The sequence below is a fragment of the Niastella sp. OAS944 genome (assembly GCA_024809215.1).
Taxonomy (GTDB): Bacteria; Bacteroidota; Bacteroidia; order Chitinophagales; family Chitinophagaceae; genus Niastella.
Genome location: JANUBW010000006.1, coordinates 184925 through 210713, shown reverse-complemented (window position 1 = coordinate 210713; position 25789 = coordinate 184925). Strand labels below are relative to the sequence as shown.

The 25789-nt window shown below is 42.2% G+C and carries 16 protein-coding genes; 3 read left to right on the top strand and 13 right to left on the bottom strand.

The window, feature by feature from the left end; genetic code table 11:
* Positions 1-128 precede the first annotated feature (128 nt).
* On the bottom strand, positions 129-875 hold the full coding sequence (locus GGD38_RS23495) for a lysophospholipid acyltransferase family protein (protein ID WP_375301704.1): 747 nt from the start codon (positions 873-875) through the stop codon (positions 129-131).
* A gap of 304 nt (positions 876-1179) precedes the next feature.
* Positions 1180-1638, bottom strand: a complete 459-nt coding sequence (locus tag GGD38_RS23490) for a DUF4258 domain-containing protein (RefSeq protein ID WP_375301705.1) — start codon at positions 1636-1638, stop codon at positions 1180-1182.
* A gap of 72 nt (positions 1639-1710) precedes the next feature.
* Between GGD38_RS23490 and mtaB the strand changes: the two genes are divergently transcribed.
* On the top strand, positions 1711-2964 hold the full coding sequence (gene mtaB / locus GGD38_RS23485; protein ID WP_375301706.1) for a tRNA (N(6)-L-threonylcarbamoyladenosine(37)-C(2))-methylthiotransferase MtaB: 1254 nt from the start codon (positions 1711-1713) through the stop codon (positions 2962-2964).
* Positions 2965-3212: 248 nt separating this feature from the next.
* On the top strand, positions 3213-4652 hold the full coding sequence (locus GGD38_RS23480) for a PAS domain-containing protein (RefSeq protein WP_375301707.1): 1440 nt from the start codon (positions 3213-3215) through the stop codon (positions 4650-4652).
* Positions 4653-4784: 132 nt separating this feature from the next.
* On the opposite strand, the gene GGD38_RS23475 is transcribed toward GGD38_RS23480, so the two are convergent.
* From GGD38_RS23475 to GGD38_RS23460, 4 genes are all read right to left on the bottom strand, one after another.
* Complete coding sequence (locus GGD38_RS23475) at positions 4785-5216, bottom strand: response regulator (RefSeq protein WP_375301708.1); 432 nt, start codon at positions 5214-5216, stop codon at positions 4785-4787.
* 433 nt (positions 5217-5649) lie between these two features.
* Positions 5650-7191: an ATP-binding protein gene (locus tag GGD38_RS23470; RefSeq protein ID WP_375301709.1), complete on the bottom strand. Its 1542-nt coding sequence runs from the start codon at positions 7189-7191 to the stop codon at positions 5650-5652.
* Between the two features lie 198 nt (positions 7192-7389).
* Positions 7390-8265 (bottom strand): DUF4249 family protein, encoded by an 876-nt coding sequence (locus GGD38_RS23465; protein WP_375301710.1) that lies wholly within the window; start codon positions 8263-8265, stop codon positions 7390-7392.
* Positions 8266-8307: 42 nt separating this feature from the next.
* Positions 8308-10707, bottom strand: coding sequence for a TonB-dependent receptor domain-containing protein (locus GGD38_RS23460; RefSeq protein ID WP_375301711.1), 2400 nt, complete (start codon positions 10705-10707; stop codon positions 8308-8310).
* Positions 10708-11090: 383 nt separating this feature from the next.
* On the opposite strand from GGD38_RS23460, the gene GGD38_RS23455 reads away from it, so the two are divergent.
* A complete protein-coding gene (locus tag GGD38_RS23455) occupies positions 11091-12365 on the top strand; it encodes a hypothetical protein (protein ID WP_375301712.1) in 1275 nt (424 codons plus the stop codon).
* Between the two features lie 150 nt (positions 12366-12515).
* On the opposite strand, the gene GGD38_RS23450 is transcribed toward GGD38_RS23455, so the two are convergent.
* The 7 genes from GGD38_RS23450 to GGD38_RS23420 form a co-directional block, all read right to left on the bottom strand.
* A complete protein-coding gene (locus GGD38_RS23450; protein ID WP_375301713.1) occupies positions 12516-12914 on the bottom strand; it encodes a hypothetical protein in 399 nt (132 codons plus the stop codon).
* Between the two features lie 27 nt (positions 12915-12941).
* Positions 12942-13466 carry a hypothetical protein gene (locus GGD38_RS23445; RefSeq protein WP_375301714.1) on the bottom strand — a complete coding sequence of 175 codons (525 nt, stop codon included), beginning with the start codon at positions 13464-13466 and terminating at the stop codon, positions 12942-12944.
* 422 nt (positions 13467-13888) lie between these two features.
* The gene (locus GGD38_RS23440) at positions 13889-14071 is read right to left on the bottom strand and encodes an Imm8 family immunity protein (protein WP_375301715.1); all 183 of its coding nucleotides are present in this window, start codon (positions 14069-14071) and stop codon (positions 13889-13891) included.
* A gap of 44 nt (positions 14072-14115) precedes the next feature.
* Positions 14116-14253, bottom strand: coding sequence for a hypothetical protein (locus GGD38_RS23435; RefSeq protein WP_375301716.1), 138 nt, complete (start codon positions 14251-14253; stop codon positions 14116-14118).
* A gap of 517 nt (positions 14254-14770) precedes the next feature.
* Positions 14771-16183 carry a hypothetical protein gene (locus GGD38_RS23430; RefSeq protein WP_375301717.1) on the bottom strand — a complete coding sequence of 471 codons (1413 nt, stop codon included), beginning with the start codon at positions 16181-16183 and terminating at the stop codon, positions 14771-14773.
* Positions 16184-16241: 58 nt separating this feature from the next.
* Positions 16242-16400, bottom strand: coding sequence for a hypothetical protein (locus tag GGD38_RS23425; protein ID WP_375301718.1), 159 nt, complete (start codon positions 16398-16400; stop codon positions 16242-16244).
* 576 nt (positions 16401-16976) lie between these two features.
* A complete protein-coding gene (locus GGD38_RS23420; protein WP_375301719.1) occupies positions 16977-25745 on the bottom strand; it encodes an RHS repeat-associated core domain-containing protein in 8769 nt (2922 codons plus the stop codon).
* Between the last annotated feature and the right edge of the window lie 44 nt (positions 25746-25789).

Genomic DNA, 25789 nt, shown 5'->3' with positions numbered 1-25789 from the left:
AGGAAATACAAGTTATTCAGTTGTTCAGTTCTTAAGTTAGGGAAAAAAGATCGATCCTAAAGGCGTAGCACAGCGAAGCCGAAAAACAGCGAACTGAAAACTGTGAACTATGAACTGTGAACAATGAACTATTGTATCCAACCCGCTTTATACTCTCTAAGTTTCTGCTCCATATACTGATGCACTTTTTGCTTCAGCATCTCAACATCTTTGTTGGTTAAGCCTTCAACCGGTATTTCTTTCAAAAACACCGAGCGGTTACGGCCGGGATTTATGCTAAAGGCCGTGCTGTAATGCATGCGGTGCCAGGTATCTAAAAACAAAATAGGCTTTATGGGCGTTTGCGTTTCAATAGCTATGCGAAAGGCGCCATCGTACATTTCTTTCATGGGTTTGCCCGTTTCGTTAAAAGTGCCCTCAGGAAAAATAAAAATAGAAATACCCTTGCGGATGACCGACTTCAATATACGTACACTATTGGCCCGGTGTGCCGAACTGCTGCGATCGACCGTTACCACCGCATTGCGGTAAATAAAACCAAATAAGGGAACTTTCGACACTTCGGCTTTGCCCAGGGCGCGTACCCGCTGGTGAAGGGTTTTTACGATCACCGGCGCATCGAGGTAAGAAATATGATTGGCAACGAAAATATATTGCTTGTTTTTATCATGCGGGTACTCATAAATATTGCGGTGCCCGATGCCAATGACAAAGAACCATACATCGGCCCAGTAAGCGCACAAACGGTAAATAACATTACCACCCCGCACTTTGCCGAAAAATGAGGCAATAATAACGGGCGGTATCACCACCAGCATAAACAAAATAAAGGTGATCAATGCGTAAAAAGAATAGACCAGTCGGAGGAATCTCATGGGTGTGTATCAATGGTGTACGGAAATAATGGAGAAAAATACTACTTCCATAAGGAATATGTAGAAACCGGGCCATTATTTGAAAAAGTATTGAGCCAGATCAATTTAACTAGGGCTTCAGGTTGCAAGTTGCAGGATTCAAGGTGCCGTTACCGGTTTCCGGTTTCCTGTTACCAGGGCCTGATTATCGGACACTCCGCCAATTATCGGACACTCCGAAATTTTAGCCCGGCAACCGGCAAACTGGAAACCGGCACCTGTATTTTGTATTCCCTGTAACCTGTAACCTGTAACCTGTAACTTCTTACTTACAATTACAGCTCCACTCGTTACCAAGGTCAATTACAGTTATCACCACCATTCCCCTTTTGGCCGGGGCAAAAATGATGCGCACCTGCTGCCCGTCGCGGGTATTTCCCTCCAGGGCATATTTAGGATCGGGGCGGCCGGCGGGCTCGCTTTTGCGGTAATTAATACGGCCGTTGGCCAGAATTTCCTCTACCTCAGACTCATCAATATGGCGGCAATCCATTCGGCAACGGGCATGTTTGGTATAAATAAGCTTACCCGGGTGGCGGTCGATGACCTCATCACTGGCAGCGCTTCCATTATCGGGGGCTGTACTGGGCGGAGGCGGCGGATTGTAATGGTTCTTTTTATTGCTCTTTTGCTGCTGCCGGCCCTCCTGGCCACCTGTATTTTCCATACAGGAAACCAGCACTACCAGGCTGAAAATGAGGATGCGGGATATTAGTTGCTTCATAATCAAGGAAGCAAATTAGCACATTTGTATATTGGCACATTAGCATATTAATTATTTATCTTTGCGGCCTCTATGGGCTCAAAAAAAACAGTGGCATTTCATACATTAGGTTGTAAGCTGAACTTTTCAGAAACCTCTACTCTTTCGCGTATGCTTGAAAATGAGGGATTTGAGAAGACAGCCTTTGAAGATCATGCAGATGTGTACGTTATTAACACCTGCTCGGTAACCGATAATGCCGATAAGGAATGCCGGCAACTGGTACGGCGTATTCAACGCAAAGCACCGGAAAGCCTGGTGGTGATCACCGGCTGTTATGCCCAGCTAAAACCGAAAGAAATTGCCTCCATTCCTGGAGTAGATATGGTGTTGGGCGCCGCAGAAAAGTTCAACATAGCCCATCATTTGAAAGAATTGACCAAAGGCGACGCCACCAAAATATGCAGTTGCGATATTGAAGAAGTAAGCGGTTTCCATTCTTCATTCTCAATAAACGACCGTACACGTACCTTCTTGAAAGTGCAGGACGGCTGCGATTACAATTGTTCTTTCTGCACCATTCCCATGGCGCGGGGCAAAAGCCGCAGCGATTTAATTGAAGGTGTTGTGGCAAACGTAAATAAGCTGGCCGCCAATGGCGTAAAAGAAATAGTGCTTACCGGGGTAAACCTGGGCGATTTTGGGGAAGGTAAAGAAAACTTTTATGAACTTGCCAGCACTCTTAACAAACTCGAAGGCATTCAGCGCTACCGCATTTCTTCCATTGAACCCAATTTGCTCACCAATAGCATTATTGAGCTGGTAGCCAACAGCAATACCTTTATGCCGCATTTTCATATTCCCCTGCAAAGCGGCAGCAACCGTATTTTAGGTTTAATGAGAAGGCGCTACCGTCGCGAGTTATACGCCGAGCGGGTAAAACTTATAAAAACGCTGATGCCACATGCCGCCATTGGGGTAGATGTTATAGTTGGTTTCCCCGGCGAAACAAATGAAGATTTTCAGGAAACATTCGACTTTTTGCACGAACTGGATGTTACCTACCTGCACGTATTTACATACTCCGAACGCGATAATACCCACGCACTTACACTGGGCCCGGTGGTGCCTGTACATGTAAGGCATGAACGAAATAAGACCTTGCGTAACCTCTCTTACATGAAGCAACAGTACTTCAACCAGCAATTTGCCGGCGAAACCCGCAAAGTATTGTTTGAAGAAAACGAAAAGAATGGCATGATGGAAGGTTATACCGATAATTACATAAAGGTTGTAGCTCCTTACAAACAGGAATGGGTAAATAATATCATTGACTGGAAGTTATAGTCCGCGTAAAAAAGACACACACGAATTATTGATTTTTTACATCTAATAAGTAATTCTCTGTATATATTGTGACCGATTATGCGAAAATGTTTGCATAAATAAAGTAGATTACACCCGGTTACAAGTAGCACGGTGAATGGTATTAATTTAATTGGCAAAACTGGCTAATTGATATAAATTCACTAACGGGTAAACATGGTTAACAGCTCTGGGGTAGTATATTAATCATATACGCTCAAAAACTTGCTATGCTTGCAACTAACCATCCTTTAAGCATATTGGTAGTGGAAGATAACGAAAGTGATTTTGTTCTTTTCTGTGAATATCTTAAACTAAGTAAGCTTCCAACGCAGAATATCATACGCGCCGAACGTCTCGGCGAAGCCTTACATTTACTACACGAACACCCAGCCGATCTCATTTTTCTTGACCTGAGCCTGCCTGATAGTGATGGCATTAACTCATTTGTACGGTTGAACGAGGAAGCCCGGCACATTTCTATTATTGTATTATCTGGCCTGGCCGACCGCCAGGTGGCGCTCAATACCATTTCGCTGGGCGCCCAGGATTATCTGGTAAAAGGAGAATTTGATGAGAAGGTGCTGGCCAAATCAATTCAATACAGCATTGAGCGTAAAAAGATACTACAAAAAGTGGTGGAGAACTTTGAACGGTACAACACCCTTATTAAAGCTACCAGCGACACTATATGGGACTGGGACCTGCGAACAAATGACGTTCTTTGGAACGAAGGCATCAACTCCGTCTTTGGGTTCGATCAGCGACATGTTGAGAACACTATTGAATGGCACCATCAAAATATTCACCCCGACGACCGGGAGCGTATTTTACAAACCATTGATGAATGCATGAAAGAAGGCCGCGATCACTGGCAGGAAGAATACCGCTATAAATCGGCCAACGGCATATACAAGATCGTATATGACAGGGGTTATATTTTAAAGACCGAACACGACAAACCCTACCGTATACTAGGCGCCATGATGGATATTACCGAGCGGAAGAAAATGCAGGAAGAACTGGTACGCAACCAAATTGAGACCCAAAAGCTCATTACCCAGGTTACCATACAAACACAGGAACAGGAACGCCGCGAAATTGGCCGTGAACTACACGATAATATAAACCAGATACTGGCCACCGCCAAACTGTGTGTTGATATGGCGCTGAACGAAGAAGACCATCGTAAGGAGCTGCTTAGCAAAAGCTATGAGAATATTTCCAAAGCCATCAACGAAATTCGCGTACTTTCCAAAACACTGGTTCCACCTTCACTGGGCGATATAGGTTTAAAAGAAGCCCTTATTGAATTGATAGAAAATTTAACGGTATCACCCGAGTTAAATATAAAAATAAAGGCAAATGACCATCATATTGAGAATGTGTCGAATAATAAAAAGCTCATTATGTACCGGATAGTTCAGGAGCAGTTGAATAACATTCTGAAACATTCCGGCGCAACAGAAGCATTGATTGAGTTAAAAACCATGCGAAACTGGCTGCACCTGAACATTAAAGACAATGGTGTTGGGTTCGATACCCGTAAAAAGAACCGCGGCATTGGACTGAACAACATCATAAGCCGGGTTGAAATGCAGAACGGGAAAATGGAAATAATCAGTGCGCCGGGTAAAGGATGTACCCTGAAGATAGAGATACCCGGGTAACGGTTTATTGTTTGTGGTTTGTAGTTTGTGGTTGCTGCCGCGCTTTGAGCCTCAAAATTAATTTTAAACCTCGCAATAAAGAACAACAAACCATAAACCTCAAACCACAAACTGCCTCTTAATTTATCTCAATTAACAATTATCAGGAAAGTACTTTTTTAATATATCCTGCAACAGGGCTGGTGTAAGTGGTTTGTTACGAAACTCCTTTACGGCGGGTATTTTACGAGCCTTTAATTCATCTTCGGGGTTAAACGAAGTAGTAAGCATTATTACAATAATACTGCTTTTGTGCGCCTCGGGTAAGGCCTCGTACTTCTGTAAAAACTCCCAGCCATCCATAGCCGGCATATTGATATCCAGGAAAATTATTTCCGGACTGGGGCATTTTTCATTCAAAGGGGCTGGCTGGCTGGCACAGGATAAATAATCCAGGGCTTCGCGGGCACCAGGGATGATCTTTATGTGACGGGTACACTCCACCTCCTCAATAGCTATCTTATTCAAAAAGTTAGTAGGCTCGTCATCATCTACCAATAGTATACAATTTAGTTTCGCCTTCATGATGCTTTCAATATAGGTTAAAATGGAAATCTTTCTAATTTTCAACCACACATCATCTACACCCATTGTTTTACTTTACATTACTAATTGTTTGTATAACAATGGAATTTCCCGGTTAACTACCATATTAAAACAGTAACCTGTATTTTAACCTTTATACGAAGCGAGGGAATTTCAGACGCAGCTTTCCAGTTGCTGATTCACGAATAACAAGGGTTTATTTTGGAAATCCGCAGGTTGATGCCCGTATATTTTCTTAGGGTTACATATTTTTCGCTGGTTTAACGTGGACCTGATAAAGATAAAATATAAACGCGAATTAAAATATCATTAATTCTTCCATGTATATATTTTCACTTATCCGTTAGGTTAACTAAAGCGATTTACCATCAAGAATATTGTGAATTAATTGACAATAAGTAAGGAGTTAAAACTAGTTTTCGGCAATGGTAAAATAAAAGGTACTCCCTACCCCCGGTTCAGATTGCACCCATATTTTTCCACCATGCAGCTCGGCTATTTTTTTGCTATGCGCCAGGCCTATTCCAGAACCATCGTAGATAGAGCGGTTGTGTAAACGCTGAAAGATCACAAATATTCTTTCCTGGTACTGATCTTCGATACCAATACCGTTATCTTTTACTGAAAACTGCCAGAATCCGTTTGTTTGTTTAGCATCAATGTGTATAACCGGTGTTATGCCCGGTTTTCTGAATTTGATAGAATTACTCACCAGGTTTTGAAAAAGCGATTTAAGCTCGGTGGCATACGCATTATACAGCATAGGCAGCGGTGAGGTTTTGATGTATACCCCATTTTCTACAATAACATTGTGCAAATCGGCCAGTACTTCCTGAACAAGCACATTGCAATCTACCTGGCGGCTTTCATTACCCCGTCCAATACGCGAGTAATCGAGCAGGTCTTTGATCAGCGTTTTCATTCTGCCCGACGACTGAACCACATAATCGATATACTGATCGGCCGTAGGATCGAGGCGGCCATGGTATTGCTTTCGCAGTAATTGTACAAAGCCCGATGTGGTTTGCAGCGGCTCCTGCAGGTCGTGCGAAGCAACATAGGCAAACTGCTCCAGCTCCTTATTCTTGCTTTCCAGTTCGGCGGTACGCTGCTTCACTTTTCTTTCCAAATTGGCATTGGCCTCGCGAATGGTTCTCTCCATTTGCTTCATTTTAGAAATATCACGAATAGCGGCAGAAAGCCATAATCCCTCTTCGGTAATCAGCGGGCTCAAACAAACTTCAACAGGAAACACCTCACCGGTGTTACGGGTGCCCATCAATTCTTCTTTTATACTTATATGGCTTGAACCATCGCCCTGCTGATCGGCACTTTTTATTTGCTCAAGCACTTCCAGCCGCATGGGCATTAGCATGGGCATAAGCATACATACCTTCTGATTTACCATTTCATTGCGGGTATAACCGAACATTTTTACCGTTTGCGCATTTACCAGCTGAATAAGTCCTTCCTCGTTTACGATCACAATGGGATCAGGGGCGCCTTCTAACAGGTTCCTGAACTTTTCTTCAGCCTTCTTACGTTGCTCTACCTCGGCTTCCAGCTCGGCCGATGAACGCAGGGTAAAGGCCATTGGCAACACTTTGATGATATAGAAGATAGTTATCCAGCTAATAATACCGGTAATAGCCCTTACAAGTGCATTTATACGATATACAGGAAACCAAAAAGTAACAGCATCAAAAAAGTGGGTAGCGCCGCAGGCCAGAATAAAACCGGCAAACAAAAAATACAGCCGTATAAACCGGGCATCGTGCCGTTTGCTGATGTATTTGATGATGATAAAGGGAATGGTGAAGTAGGCCGACCATACCAATAGATCGCTGATGATATACAACCAACCGTGAAAATCTGTCCAGGTGCCACATTTCCAACGTGAAGGCCAGTCAGACATATCCAGCAATTTTTCGAAAAATTCGACAACCTGTTTCATACAAATAAGATTATGTACTGTAAATGGAAATACTTAAGTATGCAGCTACTAATACAGATCGGGAATTTGTAATGATTGGGGGCCTAACCAGGAGATGACTTTTTGAACCTTGCGCCTAAATTAAAACATTCCCTAACAAAAACAAAACCCCGACGGTAACCGTCGGGGCCATATAACCTGAAAACCTAAAAACTATATTTAGTCTACTTTTTTCGTAGCCGACACCTCACCTACTGTGCCAAACCAGCCATAGATCTTTGTTGTGCTGCCCGAATTCAAATTCTTCACATTGGCAGGTACATTCAGTAATACTTTGGCAAACATGCCGCCATTGGTCAACTGCTCCTGCGCCTGCTCAATAAACTCTTTCGAAGGTTTCGACAGCGAACGCAGCAACACGGTTACCACATCGCCTTTTTCATAAGGATGTTTGCCGGAAGTAACCCCATCGCGGAAGGGCGGAATAAAGGCAAAACCATCAGAGATGCCTTCGTCGCCACCAAATGAGCCGTCGGAGGCCAGCAATTCACCAACATGGTAATTCAGCGCTTCATTTTTATAAGTACGCACCCAGCAATAATCAACCGCCCCAACAGGATCGTGCGCATACAGTTTTACGTAATAACCTTCTTTATCGTCTTCGTCTTCTTTTTCTTTGTATTCAGAGGTGAGCGAGTCAAGAATTGAATGGCGTTTCAACTCATCGGTAGCTTCAAATTTTTCGCTTTTCCAATCGATACTTAATTTATAAGTATGGCCTACAACACCAATAGATGTAGTGCCCGCATCGTAACTATAAGCGCCCTCTTTATAAGTGAACGGATATGATTTGCCAGCCGTTACATCGGTAACCGTTATCTGTGCATCGGAAATAACATTGGGTGCTGCAGTGCTCATATACTCGGCCGACTTCAGGAACTTAATGGTTTGCACGCCAGGCCTGTCGGTTATCCAGGCATCAACATACGGTAATGCATCGCCCTTTGGCATATCGAGATCGATGACCCGTTCACACGCGGTCACTGATGAAGCTAACAGAACTACAGAAATATATTTAATTACTTTATTACGCATTGTGTAATTTTTAAGATTGAATGTTTAAGCTCTTTCCTCAGATTAGAATTTAAAATTCCAGGTTACAGAAGGGATCAGTGAACCGATGATAGATAAACGGACCGCTTCTTTCTTTTCTGGCGTATCCTCATTCTGACGGAAATAGATACTATAAGCATTCTGACGCGCATATAGGTTGTAGATACCAAAAACCCACTCTGTTTTGAATTTTTTATCCTGGCGTGTTTTCATGGTTGCCGATACATCCAAACGGTGGTAAGCAGGCAATCTGAATTCATTACGTTTATTGGTGCTGTTATATGGAATAGGCATACCCTGAATATCTAACCGCGTATCGGGGAAGGTAGTAGGCGTACCGGAACCATAAGTGAAGTTGCCGGAGAATGACCATTTATCGTTGAACGTATACATTACGCAGCTATTGATAACATGCGTACGATCGTAGCGGCTCAGGTACCATTCATTATTGCTGATGCCATTTGTTTGGCGTAATGATCTTGACAAAGTATAGTTCACCCAACCCTGCCATTTACCGGTCTCTTTTTTCACTTCCAGTTCAACACCATATGATTTTCCTTTACCGGTAAGCAGGTCGGCTTCAACAAACTGGTTCAGGTCGAGGTTGGCATTGTCGATATAATCGAGCAGGTCATCCATCTTTTTATAAAAAGCCTCAGCTGAAATTTCAACCGGCCATCCTGCTGGCAGTGTAACAAAACCTGCAGAGAACTGATCGGTCAATGATGGTTTTATATTATTGGTGCTGGGGAAGTACAGGTCAACCGGTGTAGGTGAAGCTGTATTGCTCAGCAGGTGTATGTACTGTGTACTGCGGCTATAACCAAGTTTAAACTGGGTATTCTTTTTAAGTTCATACCGCAATGATACACGGGGCTCAAAGTACAACCAGTCTACAACCGGCTTTTTGCTGGTAACCACTTCTTCACGATCGAGCGGTTTACGTACGTTGGCCGTTGTATCTCTGAAATGATATACGGTTGTATTGCCTAAATATGCATACTGGTTCAAACGAACACCGGCCTGTACCTGCCATTTTGAATTCAGCTTCCAGGTATCTTCCAGGAACAGGGCCGACTCAGAACCATAGCGGCGATTTAAAATGATCTCGGCTTTTGTGCCTTCGCTGGTGGCCACGCCTTTACCAGGATAGAAGTTATAATAGATCACATTTACACCGGTTTTGATGGTGTGTTTGTTGCTGACATACCAGGTAAGCGAAGGTTTTACACCGTAGGTTTGAATGTCTGAGGTCCAATCGTACCCTTGCGGAATTTCATCATCAGAATTAAACTTCAGTGCGTAATTGTATTTAGAATAATACACGCTGGTATTTAAGAACAATTTGCGATTGAACAAATGGTTCCAACGCAGAGTAGCCGTTGAGTTGCCCCAATTGAATTTCACCTGGTTGCCAAACCCAAACACATCACGGCCAAAATAACCACTCAGGAAAATGGTATTTTTTTCATTCAGTTCGTAGTTCAGTTTAGCGGTAAGGTCATAGAAATACATGGTACTGTTGCGGTCTTCTGCTTTCAGAAATGGTTTTGCCAGCACATCGATGTACGAACGGCGGGCAGCCACTATGAAAGAAGATTTGTTTTTTTGCAACGGGCCTTCAACCGATAAACGGCTGAACACGTTACCAATACCACCATTCACCTGGTATTTCTGGTTATTACCTTCTTTCATGCGAATATCGAGCACTGAAGATGTACGGCCGCCATATTCAGCAGGGAAAGCACTTTTATACATGGTAACGTTCTTCACCGCATCTGGATTGAACACAGAGAAGAAACCCAGCAGGTGCGAAGAGTTGTACACGGGGGCTTCGTCCATTATGATAAGGTTTTCATCAACATTACCACCACGCACGTTAAAACCCGAAGCACCCTCACCTACTGTTGTAACACCGGGTAAGGTCAACAAGGCTTTAACAATATCGGGCTCACCCATAAAGGCAGGGATCTTTTTTATTTGAGCGGCGCTGAGCTGCTGAATACCCATACCCACGGTATTGGTACGACGCAGTTTCTTTTCGCCGGTGATCACCACTTCAGCCATGTCTTTACCGGCTGTTACGGAAAGCGATGCATCTATTTTGCTGTTGCCGGTTACTTCAATTTCTTTTTGATATGTTTTAAACCCTGAGTAGGAAATAAGCATCGTGTATTTTCCTGCAGGCAGGGTTACAGAATAATAACCATATGAGTTTGTCATTACTGCAATGCCAGCAGGTTGCATGGTGATGGTTGCATTAATAAGCACTTCACCATTAGATTCATCTTTAACATAACCGCTTACGGTGTATTTGCCGGTTTGCGCCTGTAATGAACTTATAGCTAATAACATGACCATGTAGGCCATGCAAAAACGCCCTAAAAAAGAATCTAAAGAAAAACGCATCAACTGTCGGATCATAAAAATTGTTGGTTTGTGATATGTGACAACGAGGATTATGTTAACCCCTATTTCGTTGCAATATTTTTTTTAAAGGTTATTTTTCCCTCACACATGATAACTTCTTACAGCTTTATAATCAGGCTCTAATACCCAACTACCACGAGGGCATAAACAGGCAGACGAATCGTTGACTTATTAATTGTAAAATTGAAACAAAAAGATGGGATATTTTCCTCCTTTACCGAGAACTCACCGATAATTCACCGTTTTTTACTTCGCCCAGGAACGAAATTATTTACCAAATGTTGTGTGTGAGTTTGGGAAACAGCTTTCAACCAGTATATTTGGCACTTATAATGAAAAATCGTAAGGTCACAATTATAATTTTCCTGGTACTCTGTGTGCTGCTGAAAGTTTATTTCATAGCAAAAGACAACCCTGAGCTGAAGTTTAATACCGACGACCAGCGTAACTATGATATAGCACAAAACCATGTGTTGGGAAAGGGGTATGGCATTTACGATATTATGGCTCACCGGTACCGGCTGAGTGCATTCCATACATCTTCCACTGTTTTTCTTTACGAGTTCTTAATAAAACAGCAGATACCACAAAAGAGTATCGTTTTTACTTTTTATATTCTTTCAACCCTGTTCTATATACTGGCCGTCATTTATTTGTACCGATTACTTACCCTGTTACAAATTTCTTCTGCTTTGGTATATGCAGCAACTATCCTGTTTGCGCTTTACCCATCGGTAATGTATTCGGTGGGTGCAAAACATCAAATGGAAAACATTGTAATGCCATTGCATATTATCAATTTTTATTTCCTGCTACAATATGTAAAGGGCCGGTCGATAACCATACCTGTTTATATATTTTTATTGATAAGCATTACCTTTTGTTGTTTTTTTAAATCGCAGGTCTTATTGCTGTATTTCATCACCGGCTGCGTTTTGCTTTTCCTGTTTGTAAAAAAGCGAATAAAGGAAAAGCAAACGAATAATGCGATGTTGTATTTTCTGCTGGCACTAATACTATTTATAAGCATTGCCTTCACCCCTGTACTAATAAAAAACAAACAACTATTTGGGGCTTATATTATAAGTACGCAGGCGGGGTTCGAATTGCTGCATGGGCACAATGGCATTAACAAGGGTAACTGGACAATGTCAGTGCCGGGCACTCCATTAGACAGGTATGTGCATGAAAAAATACCCAATATTGAAACGCTGGATGAATATACGGAGAGCAAAGCCCGGGCACAACTTGCCAGGGAATGGATAAAGGATAACCCGGGTACGGAAATAAAATATATTTTCAAGAAAATGGCGCGCTACTTTATGCCCGAACATGCGCAACCCTTAACAATGAAAGCTACATTTAAATACCATCCCCTGACTATCCTTTTACACGGTGTATTTTTCTTTGGCCTTATTGTTTCTTTTATAAAGAACAGGAAATTCCTGTTCGCTGATGAAATGTTGTTATTAATGATGCCGGTGATAGCAACGCTGGCATTATCAGTTATTTTCTTTTTTGATTTTAAGTTACGGTATCATGCGGAGCCGTTTATAATAATTGTGGCGGTGTTTGGGTTGGATAGGTGTATAAGAAAATATCCGATCACATCTTCAACTAATTCCATTTTAGCCAGGCAAAACCGTCACTAATTAACTCAATCGTACTCTGATTGGCAATGAAATTAGAAGTTGTACCATTGGGCAATGTAATGGAGGTAGAAAATGTCCAGGAATTGCTGCTGCGGTTCAAATTCCAGATATAAATTCGCTGTCCCGCATAGGAAGAAGCAGCAGGTAATACTACACTATGGCTACCGGCGCCAGAGAGGTCGGATAATTTTTCATCCCGTTCCTAAGAATGGTTGTATTACTCGTTAAGTTTGTATAAGACTGACTTCCTATTACTATATTACTATCGTTTGTGGAAACCTGCCCTGCGGAGCCAGTTGCTCTTTTTCCTATATGAATATTATTATTCCCTATAGTTCTTGCACGCCCGTCATACCACACTCCACCGAGACCAACGTTATTATTTCCAACATAAGCATTAGAAGAATGCCCCCCAATATCAACATTATCGGATGTAGTAGTAAGCCATTGCATAGCCTGATTACCAAAGGCAATATTTCGTATACCGGTGGTAAGTCGCTGCAGCGTTCCTGCGCCTACGTTTCCACTACCAGACGTCAATGCAGTCATACTGTAATCGCCAATTGCTACGTTTTGCTAGCCAGAAGTCAGCGATTGAAACAATCCATTTAGACCGATGGCGACATTACCTGCTCCTGTAGGACTAACAGGCTGGTTATATGATAATATCAAATTGCTGTTTGCAACGTTTAATTTAGCTGGTCCAACTGTAAATAAACTACCGGTTTGAGTTATATTATTATTTACAAAAAATAGCTTACTACCAATCTTAACACTATCACCCACAAATGGCTTATGAGTCAAATTAATGGCGTTATCAATTTTCCATAAAGAATAATCGCCACCACGAATTAATATCGTGTCGCCGCCCAAAACTAACGTTGAATCATTTAACTTCTCTGCCCTTCTAAACTCTGTTCTTCCCCTACCCTTGTTGAACAAGAATCCCGGAACGGTTTGGGTATGATTTTCAATAATCAACTCCGCAGTATCGGAGGAGTTAGTGATCTTTACACTATCGGCTTTGATAGTGTAGTTGTATTGGGCATGGAGGGGTTTCTCCAGGCACAGCAGTGCGAGAAGAAAGAGAATTCTTTTCATAAATGGTGGTGTTATTTCTTTACTGTACTATATACTATTTATAACGGTCTTTGGTGCGGCCTTTCTTGTTTTAGCTTGTTATACTGATCGTTTTGCCTTTTATAGTTTTATCCTGATCAATTATAAACAAGGTCGATTCTTCAATTTTCTTTAAAGTCTATAATTAATCATCGAAATGGTAATAAACTTGACAACAGCACATTGACACTTGTACTGGAATCACATACCCTTCTATTAAGAAAGCAGCTATACACCTGAATATTAATTGCGCCACATGCAGGAATTATCTCTCAGGCTACAATAGCAATCCTACAATTTTTGCAATATGCGTCTCAACAGTTGAAGGAAATAAAGGAGGCTTCATTTAACCCTCCTTTATTTCCTTCTAGTTTATTTGCTGCTATAGATACATTGCCAACATCCTAGGAATAAAGCTTATTAAGTTCAACATCATCATCCTGATACTCCCAATCAAAATATATCATAGCCTTTCTTATTACCTCGTTTTCATTTTTACCCCATATATTTTCAAGTTTTTCTTTTACCAATGCTTTGACCGTTTCTTTTTCAAATTTTTCAATAACAGCAATATGCGGAAAGAACACTATTTCAGAACTGGATTTTTTTACAATTCTTTCAAAATAAAGGCTTAGATTGACATAGTGGCCCGGTCATAAATATCAGAAATCGTCTTTTCATTCCTGTGGATCAATACACCAAACTCTTTATAAGTAAGTCTTTTGGCCTCCACCTCCTTACGTATTATATCACCAATATGAATTGCCATAGCTGATTAGGGTTTTATTGTTCTTTGATTTAGCTCATGCACTGCTACATTGAGCATAAGAAATATCTCAATGAAGAAAATAGTATCGGCTATTTCTTCATCAGGGTTAACAAAGGCTGCATTTTCTGAACTCATGGCACCTTTGAACAATCGCCAGAGCATTATTTTCACATCTTGCAGCCCGTATATATCATAAAACTCCTGAATTACTGCTTCAGGTGATTCGATGAGGGCTGTTTTAAAGAAGCACCCATCTGTAAAACTGAATTTATCTTTTCCATAATAATTATTTAATGATGAATAATGATGTTAAAAAAAATGCCCGCCAGTGTAGAGGACACAGCGGGGTACTACTAAACGTGCATGGGCCTTTGAATGGCTCAACAACACAGTTTTTAATAAGTTGGTATAGCACGAGAAGCCACTGTTTAACTAGTAGCTAAAAAAGAAAGTTGTTGAATGGGTTCTCCCCTGTTTAAAAGGCTATTTAAAAATGAAGGTTAAAATGCTTTTCCCCTTACAAGTTGGGTGTATTCTTTGGTTGAGCCGTTGAGCTGCTGGTAGGCTTTTCCTTCTTTCGCTTATTTGGTGTGGGTTTCACTGGCTCAGTTGTGGTTTGAGCTGCTGGTGAGCTTGTGGGCTGGTAAGTGGCCTGAATATTGTTCAAGATTGCATCCAGCACTGTGGAAATGTTACTTTTCATCTGCTGGTATTCTTCATGGTCGGCAAGTGCATAGATAAACCCTTTATTATCGTCTTCCCTTGGGTGCCTGGTTAAAAAACCTGCCTGATGCAGCATAAAGTTATGGCGTTTTACCGTACTTAAAGGTATGTGCAGCTCTTTACTGATCATCCTGTTGGTAAACCCAACCTTTAGCTGTTGCTGTAAGTGCTGTTTTAACGCTTCAAAGTAATTCCTACAGGCACCTGGTAGTTCATCGCTCTTTCGCAGTAGCACTTCACTCATTAGCTGATTTGCTGCTTTAATGTCTGCTATTGTAGTTTCAATATAAACTTCACCTGTAGTTTGATCCTTCTTTTGCTCACGTTGATACTGGTGGAAAAAAGTTATCAATTCTATAAATGCCAGGTAATGTGCATTGGTTCGGCGTGGTTTAAAAACAGTGGGTGGAAGCTGCAATAATTCGGCAAATGGATTTCTTACTGATACAGGAACCAACACCCGTTGAACTTTCTGTAGAAGCTGTTTAACTTTCGCCTGCCCCTTAAAATCAATTTTCCCTGCACTTTTTAATCTTTGGTAATGCATGATCTTTTCATCTTGTTCCTTAGTTTCATCCAGGTGTACCAGGAAGCTTCTATTCGAATTATCCTCATATACATTTTCCTTTGTTGTGCAACCCGCAACGCATATTGGGCCTTCTACCCGTAAATGAACTGTTTGTGCTTCACCAGCCTGATTCCTATATACCACTGTTTTGGTGATCACCTTTTTACTTTGCAGTTCACGTAACGGATAAAGTACATCACCTGCCCCATCCAAATCTTCAATTAAGATCAACTTGTGTTTCAGTTCCTGTTTACCAAAGTAATAAAATGCATTCTCCGATAAACTGGTGATCTGTATTACATCTTCAGACGGTATTAACTCCCCTACTTTTTCCTGTAAATGGGTTTTTACCGTACCCGATGAACCCAGGCTGATCACATGCAATGGTTCTTCCCTTTTTCTGCTGGTAAATACCAGAAACATGAGTAACCTGTTATTTTCTTCGCCAATAACCCCACTTTGCCCAATCAGTTCATTGGTAACATGTAAAAGATTGGGCTGACGTAAGAACTGTTCTGCCTCCTTCCTTTCAGCTTCAGTAAGCTGCTTTACCGGTTCTTTTTCTTTTGCCAGTAATTTCAACTGTTCCAGCCTGTATGCTTCCAGTTCATTGATCAACCCAGCAAAAGCAGTAGCCAAATAAGCAGTACCCAGTGCAAACCTTTCAGCACAACGCCTTACCAGTTTATCAAGGCTTTCATTGTTGTATATGTCCTGCTACCTCCTTATATTCAACTTTAAGGGTTACTCGCATTCTTTCCAGTCCTTCTATTTTAAGGCCACCCAGAAGCCCAAAATGAAGTTGTTCGAATTGCCAGGTTATGTATTCCCTGTTTTCCGTGTTAAGTATTGTCATGTAATAGCGTTTAATGGTTGAAATAAAAAAAGAAGGCCCAACCAGACCTTCTTCAATGGTATAAATAAAAAAAGCCAAGCTCTTAAGCCTGGCTTTGTGTTTTTCTGTTAATTATTTATTGGATATCCGGACGCTTTATTGTGTAAAGGTCATGAAAATTGCTGGACACAACTCATAATGCAGACTGCAATTTATTTGCTATTAATTTGGGCAAATCTTCGAATTCAATCTGACAAAAATTGACCTCAGGATAATCATAATGAAAAAACATACACTCTTTCTTGGAATAAACCTCAATGCTCCCCATTTCCGAAACATTAAAAATTGAACTAAGTTCATTGTCATAAATCTTAAAATCGAACAATGTAAGAGAGCTATTTGTCCTAATATACTTGCCAAAATTCATATCCAACTTCCCTTCCCTGTTTACTAACTCGACATAAAGAGATTTTTTAGGGAAATACAAATACGTTTCCCCTTCACTTGATTTCCTATAAAAAACTTTATCCTTAACAACAACAACTTGTTTACAGGATAAAAAGAATACTATAACTAATAAACAACACAAAAGTTTCATTATCCAACATTTTTATATCGTTCCGTTTTTTGCTTATCATCAATTGCCTGACCTTGTAGCGGATCTACAGACAATCGTTGGGGATTGATATTTTTTATACCAAAGTTAATAGTCTGCTTAATATTCGACAAAGGTGTTCGTTGATCATCATATATTGATTGGTTAGTAAAATTACCAACAACATGCAATCCAAGAGATGACCTTGAAGTTCCATTTGTAATACTAACGTTAACAGAGGACATACTAACAGGGGTAACTGTAACAACAGCCCCTCCGATAAAAAATTGGGCAAGATTAGAAGTCACATGTTTTAAAACAGACTGATCAAATCCCTTTCCACCATCCCAGGCAAACTGATCAGGACTAAAAGGAAGCCCAAAAACATATGATTTACCTTGAGCCAAATAGTCTACATAGCTTTGATTATTTGCATTTATCCCTTCCCTTATTTTTGTACTTAAAATAGTTAACACTTCTTTATATACTTCCCTCTTAGAAAAAAAAGCACCTTCACTACCCTTAGCATAATCCTCAGCAAATGGGTTAACACCAAAATCAAAAACCCGACTACTTGGTCCTTTACCAGTAGCAAACTCATACAAAAGAATTGCTGTAGTAGACTCGGAGTTTGTTCTAAACTGCTGTTGTTTCTGCTCTTCTGTATATGATTCAACCTTATGATCAATTAGCAAGGCTCTTGCGCCCAAAGCTTGCATCGCAGCAAAATCTGTACCCAAAAAAACATTATTGCCATTTGTATTTTGCATAACTGTTTGTTTCCAAGCCAACTTATCCAAATCAGTCCAATTATTCCACTGACTCTGTGCGCGCTTCATTTCATCAACAAGAGAATTCCCTCCCTCTTCTCCATCAATATCAATAAATAAAACAGGACTATTACTTGCATATTGATACGGGGTCAACCAAGGATAAGAATTTGACAAAGGATCCACACTCAAAAACCTCCCCACTCTCGGATCATAAACCCTCATCCCATAATCCTGCTGCTGTCCCTCCCCCTTCACATCATTATCATTCTCCTTACCATTAAACCCATACCTATACCCACCAGCATTATAACTCCGCCCCACCTGCAACATCCCAAAAGGATAATAATCCTGTGCACTTACTACCTGCGGATTGAAATAATCTATTGTACTGTTATTTGATGAAATACCCAGTTTTTTATCATTCACTGTCACCAGTACGTTCCCCAAATGATTACTTAACTCAAAGAGCTTGTTTCCCCGGGCAAAAGGAATACTGTCGCCAACACCAAAGATAGGCATTGTAATTTTGAACGGATCGGCGGTGGTGGAAATACTATCCTCCACAATTAAGCTTCGCCTTAACACCCCTAACCTGCTGCTCCCGTATAAATGCAGCTCAGTTTGCGATAGGCGACCATCATTTAACGAAGTCTTACCTGCCTCATATACACTCATTACATTCCCTTGTGCATCGCGGGCATACCAGGTGGTTACTCCCTGGCCTCCGCCAGCTGGCGGAGGGATAACGACTTTACTGATCCTGTTACCGCTAGCGTCGTATGTGTACGATATGACTGTACCATCCTTTTTTACAATCCTGCTGATCTTACCATAAACCGTCCAGTTAATGCTGGTGATGCCTTCTGCACTATCCTTAATCAAATTACCTATAGCATCATAACCATAATTACCAGCGGTTTGGTCGTCAATATCCTCTGTATAATTAGCTGAATCCACGTAATCTCTAACATGATCAAGCCTGTTAGTCCCCATAACATAGTTGTAACTCAGACTATCCATAGCCAGCGGTTTGCCGGCGAACGTGTTACCATTGCGTTTGTAAGTTACAATATTTCCATTAGGGTCATAGCTGATCCGTTCCTGGAAGTCGCTTCTGGGCGTTAAAGTATCCCAGCTGGTTCCGGTCCTTTTCCAGGCATCCATTGCCACCAGGCGATTGAGCTGGTCATACTGATAATTGTACAGTAAAGGATTATTAAGCGCCCCTATGTTCACCGCCATACTGCTGATGTTTCCATTATACAGCGGGCGATATTTACCTTCTAATGCAGCTCCGCTCCATGCCGTAGCACCACTGATGGCCTTGTAATCACCATTAAAGTAATTCAACGCTACCTGGTAAGCCGGTTTACCTACTATACTTCCACTACTTCCATCGGGTTTTAAAGTATAACCAGCAGTAGTATTTACATCAGGATTAAAGGATTTCAGCCACCCTTGCAAATTGTAGGCATGATTTACCCCCTGCACCTGTTGTTCGCCTAATACCGTTCTTGCCAACGGACCATGATCGTAATATTGATAGTATGCATCATTATCCCAGTTTATGCTATCTGCACTGGTGAGCACATTTGTTATCCGGTTCTCTGCATCATACACGTATTTATGATAGAACGCATCGGGCCGTCCCGGCTGATAACTTACCTGGTTCACCTTACCACTTACCAGGTCAAAATCGTAAACAATCTTTTTAAAACCATTTTCCGTTTTACCCATTACTCCTTTCGCGTAGTAATGCAACAAGGTATCTACATTACCCAAAATATCGTAACTATAATAAGTAGCAGTAGCAAATCCAAAAGTATCAAGCTCTGCTGCTTTGTCATATAATGCCACCCATGAAACCCGATTACGAAGATTTCTTGCGGTTAATGCCAGATCACGTAATGGATAATAATCCAGATCGTATGTTGTCTTTGTGATCTGCTCCGCAGTTGGCGCAGCATTTGTTAACCAGGTATCCAGTGAACCCTGATCTCTACTGGTAGCATCTACCATTGCCGTACTGCTTTTCAACTGCCCTACTTCTATAATGCGGCCTAAAATATCATACTTGGTAAAGCTGTATTGTGCACTGTCTTTTTGTTTCGCATTCTGCGATACGCTCAGTCTTCCCAACCTATCGTACCAGAAAGCGCTTCTGCCGCCATCGGGCGAATGTTGCGCCACTACCTGGTTTAATGTATTATACCGGTAATCGGTATATAAAGTATGCGCCGGCACCAATTCTATTCCAGCTTTCCGGGCCAGCCTTACCTGCATGGTATCGGCAATATGAACACCCGCCGGCGGCACCGTACGTATAAGGTTTCCGGCCTGGTCGTAGTAATATAACGTATAATGATACTCCCGCTTGGTATAAGTAACCGTAAACGATTCGTAGCGGTATGCCGCCAGGCATTTGTTTGTATAATTTCTTTCAAATGCGGCTGTCAACGAATCGGTATATGCCTTGTAAAGCTCCGTCCCTTTGCTTACAGCAAAGCTGATACTGTCTGAACAGGCCCCTTCATATGTTATAACCAATGGGGGCAGCACGGTTTCCGATCTTCCACATAATCTTGGCCCGTCATAATCATCATAACAATGCCCGCCGCCCGAACATACTAATGCCGTGTCTCTGATCATCAACAAACTTTCTTCACGGGTACCTTCTGTATATAATGGTGTTACCTGTTCGTCAACCCCTATAGCCCAGGGTATGCGGCTTACTGTTTCCTCAGTAGCGCCCAGGTTTGTTTGCTGATCGAAACAAGTGGCGCCGGGGTTCAATACCATCATGAACATCTGTTGATTGTTATCGCCCGCCATGGTAAACTTACCATTATTGTTCTGCGCAATGCGGCCAATGGTTTGCGTACCAGCCAAATTGGTCTCGTTTGTCCATAATAAGTTACCGGAGGCATCAACACGCTGCCAAATAACATGTGCACTGTTATTACCCGTTTGCGCTACCATGTAGCCGCCATCGCCGGCAGGGAATACAGATGAGGTTACCATTCGGCTGCTGCCCGAAGGAATATTGAATCGCTTGTAAGACACTACATCTCCTGTTCTCGTCAAATTGACAACACCCACCTGGGCATTTACGGTACCTAACTGCTGCGCACTGTTCACCATCACCATATAGCCATTTTCGGTAGCGTATATATCCCGGAACCAGCAACTACGTGTAGTATCTGTGCCATCGGCATAATGCCATGACCGTATGAGGTTTCCACTGTTCTTATTCACTTTATGTATCACCCCAAAGTATCTGTCACCCAGGTTAGGGTCATAAGCGGCGCCACTTACCAACAGCGTATCATCCTGTTCTAATAATCCATAGGAAGGAACACCATTATAACTGATTGAATCGGTTTCATTTGGAATACATACCGTACTGTTATTCTGCAAACGGCTGGTCCCAAAACGGCGCACCCAGTTAATAGTTCCATCTGCCTTTAAACGGCTCAGTAAAAATTCTCCATGGCCGGCATGCTGGTTATAAATGCCCAGTGCTGCATAGCCACCATCGCTGGTTTGAATAACATCATAGCCGCGCTCACCAAACGGAGTATTGAAGCCGATTGTTTTTGCCCAAACCGGTGTAAGATCGGCTGTTGTTTTCAAGATCCATATAGCGCCGGTTGAATGACTGCCCGAATGCGTGGTACCTATTGCGATATAACCATTATCGCTGGTTCGGCGCACACGAAACAAGGTGTCGCTACCCGTTCCACCGTAGTGTTTAGACCATGGATTTCCACCCAGGCTGTCGGTTTTCACCAGTACTCCATCGTTAAAGATGCCGGTAACACTTCCTGCCATAATATAGCCCCCATCGGGTGTTGGCTGAATATCCTGCAGTTTACCAAGCTGGGTGCTCTCAGTTAAATACAGGTTACCAATACGCTCGTCGGTACAATAATGTATAGTATTATAAAGGGAAGAGTCTTCACATGTCTTCAAAAACTGAAGATACTCCCAGGTTTGTTTTGCATAGCCCAGGTGATTATTCATATAATTCTGGAAGATATTATTCCGTTTTACCTGAACCGTATCATCCGTATCTGCCATCCGCGGTAAATCATTGGGATATTGTTGTTTGAAGTTTTGATACAGGGCTTTTACCACTGTACAGCTTGTACACACTTCCTTTGAATTACACTGCAGGGCCGGTGGCAAAGTTATGGGGTCTTTCAGGTTTGCACAGGCATAGCCGCTTTCACCAGGTATTCCTCTATTATTACACAGGTTCAGTAAAATTTGCAGGTCACTATCCCTCCTATCTACTCCCTGTGTTCTTTTCAAATAAGCGGCAAAAGTTGGATCAATTCGGCCCAGTTTTCTTACATTCAAATATTGTGTATAGAATTCATTTAGTATCGTACACTCACAATCCGTTGGTTTGCCATAAACCGGTTTATCAAAATAGATCGGCTGTTTGTCGTACGGCGCGGGCACAGTAATGTTGTCGGCACTGCAGACCAGGCTGTCGCGGGCAATGCCATGGGTACTATTATAGCCCTCGATGATGTCCCTGAAATTATGATAGCTGGTACCTTCTAAAACAGCTCCTTCGGGTAAACTGCTGGCGCCAAAAAGATGATCGGGATCACAGGCCTTACGGCACAACTGTTTTAACAACGGTATAATGATATCGCGCAAGTCATTGCCATTGTTCACATAGCAGGGAGCTAACTGATTGTACCATTGACCGGCGAGCATGTCAACATTCTTATCGTACTGTAGATTCATTTGTCTTTGCGCCTCGGCTTTGGCCTGATCAACCTTGCCTGGGTCGTTGGCGTATTCAAGCTCATTTTCATCGATCACCGTTTTTAATTCGTCATAAAACTGTGGCTGATGTTGTGCCGCAACAAGGGCATTCCGTTTAGGAATTTCTGTATAAACCGGGTTCGCTGGAGTACAATTCTGGGGATCATTTACCAGTTCATTTACGAATGTTTGTTTTACCTGAAGATACAGGTTACGGAACGTGATCCAGGCCATATCAAGGTCGCCATCACACCAGGTAGTATCAAAATTGTGTAACCTGTTATTATTATAAAATTCTGTACATAATGAATTTCCTTCATCGCACTTGGTAACGATGTTGGCCATGGCCCATACGTTAATAAATTTTCCATTATTCAATTTCACATACTCGACCAGCTTTTGTTCGAGGCGATCTTTTACACCCGGATGTATACTTAGTAATGGATCGAGATTATTGTTATTAGGACCGAAAATGCAATTGGTATCTGCAATATTGGTAGGATTGAGATAGCCTGCCGCTTTTGCATCTCTATAATTGTCCACGGCCTCCATTTTCCTGTCCCACAAATTGCTTGGCCTTAATGCTTCCAGTTCTTTCAATTTGCAATACTCAGGATGATAAGGCAATAACGCCTCGGCCCAGGTAGTGCGGAAGTTTTGTGTAAACTCGGTCCTGCTTAGTGAATTCGGCTCTACCATCATATCACTATTAGCATTGTACACTTTATCGGGCTGGCCGTTAGCATCAAGGTACTTTACCTGCTCTAACTGAAACACGCTTACAAAATCGGTGGAATCCTGGGGGTCAACCCAGAAAATAGAATACATGCTCGTTCTTCCTTTCGCAGTTGTATCTGCATACTGGCCATATGGAGGGGTCATATCCTGCAACATAGCATTGCGAATATCATTGTCGGCCGAAGCACTGTCGCCGCACAATGCATTACAGGCTTCAACCGCATTTTTGTAAGCGGCGTTTATTTGATCGTTATACAATGCCACCTCATCGGCAGGTATACCTGCCTGCGAAATAAACTTAGTCTTGAATTGTTCTGCGGTACCCACACTCTCCCGGCATTTAGCACAATCCGGCTCACAATCCTGGCTGGTTTGGGCTATTATTGCACGTTGTTCATTTATGAAATCCTGTAATGACCGGCAGGTATTATTGGGCATATATACACTATCGCGGTAATAATTAAACCCATCGCGGCTCAACGTTAACCGTTTGGTGATCTGGTAGTTACCAGGTTGTAGGGAAAGGTCAAACGAGAACGTCATCGGCTCTGGCGTACAGGACGGCGTAATGGCACCCAGCGAAAAATTGCGTAATACCTTTTCGTATGCTTTTTTACCCGGTAACGACTGGTTATTGCAATTATCGGTAATAGTTATCTGCAGGTCGTACAAACATGTATAACAGATATTCTGAGCGCCAAGATTTTCGCAATTCTTTTCTATAAGCGAAGCGGGATCGAGTTTGTACCTGAAGGCATAGTTCCCTGCCGCTGAAACCAGTAACGATTTCTGGTTTATCATGCTCCAGTTCTCCAAAAAGCGCGAACCTGAGTCAACCAGATTTTCGGTAACATCGATGCTGTCATAAGAAGCCAGCGGTGCCATGCTTGTAGGCGCCACACCTGCCAGTCCGGTAGCGATGGTGCGGCCGTGCATATCTACATAACTAATGCTGAACTGTCCGTTGGCATCCTGCACCATGTTCTTAAAATAATGCGAATGGTCGCCCACATCAGTTCCAAACAAAGCATCCAGTTCGCCCTGGTCGGGTGACCCATAATAATATTTTGTTTCATGGCCACTACCCAACTGAAAATCTTTTCCCACCCCACCCTGGCGGCTGATACGCCCCGTATTATCCGGCGTATACTCCGTTTCTGTGAAAGGATATTTTTCTGCGTTTGGAATGAACTGGTTCATCCCAATGGTTTTATTGGGATTGTTCGCTGAATAATAGAGACTGGCGCCCGAACTGTCAACCATTTCTTTGCCATGGGCATTGCAATACATATCGGGGCTGTACAGCGAATCAAAATCACTTTTATAATACTCGGGGTTGTTGATACTTCTATTAAACCCTGCGGTATACTGAATTGCATTTTGCAAAGATGGCGCCGGCATTACCTGAATGGCAGGCCGCCCCTGGTAATCGTAAAACGTTTCGGCAACAATTGTTTTATTATTGGTATTGTCCTTGGTTACGGTTTGACGGTTGCGCAGGCTGCCATCAAAATACTGCGTTACCACTTTCCTTTTTCCTTCTTCCGCAAAACTGATGTTCGATTGCCAGTTAAGCGGCCGTTCATGACCGGTAAACGCATATTGCCCCATTCCAGTCAGGGATGCATCAGAACTCCAGATAGCAGCCAATACCGAATTGGCCTTACCTATTTGTACCGGCCGCACACGGATAAACAATGTTCCATTGTTATCATACATCAATGGAATGTTGTATGTATTGGCACTTGTGCTTACGCGGGTAGAATTGTGATAGAATATCAATGCAGGATCAAAACTCCCGTCTTGTTTTTTATACCTGCCATAAGCAGATTCATCTATATAGGTCCATTCCAGGTCGTACTGGTCGGCTCCGCGGATGGCCGTCCAGCTTACAGGTAGTTCGTCGGCATTGGCACCTGCCAACGGGTTTACTGTTATATTTGTAACCGTATTGGTACATGAAAAGTTATATTTCGGCTTAGCTGTCAACTGATTTTCTATAAACAACACAGATGACACATTCCACGTAGCGCCATTCGAATCTACTTCCAGCACTTTTACCGTTACTTTTCTTCCCCCGTAAAAAACAAAATTATTCCGGGCATTATATACTTTGCCCGTATCATAGGTAATGGTAAAATCTTTTATTAAGGAAGCCGTATCGGCGCCATTACTGTAAGAAATAAGCAGTTTTACTTTTACCTCAAAAGCGGTACGCATGTATACATTTGAGGCTTCATTGATCTTAAGGGTAATAACATTTTGTACCTGGTAACCGGTATCAACTCCTATGGCCGCTGCATTGAAGAAAGCGGAATCCTGCACGGTTACCGAAGAGTCTTTGCGTATCTGGTTCTTGCTACCGTCGAGTATAGCTCTTGCTACTACGCCGCCGCCCCCATCGCCCGCACGGGCAATAGCAGCCATACAAAAAAAGCCTACAAATAATAATATGCGGTAAAAGGAATGGGTCTGCATTTGAATCTTATTTTATGCCTTCCGAAATCTTACGGTTCCTGAAA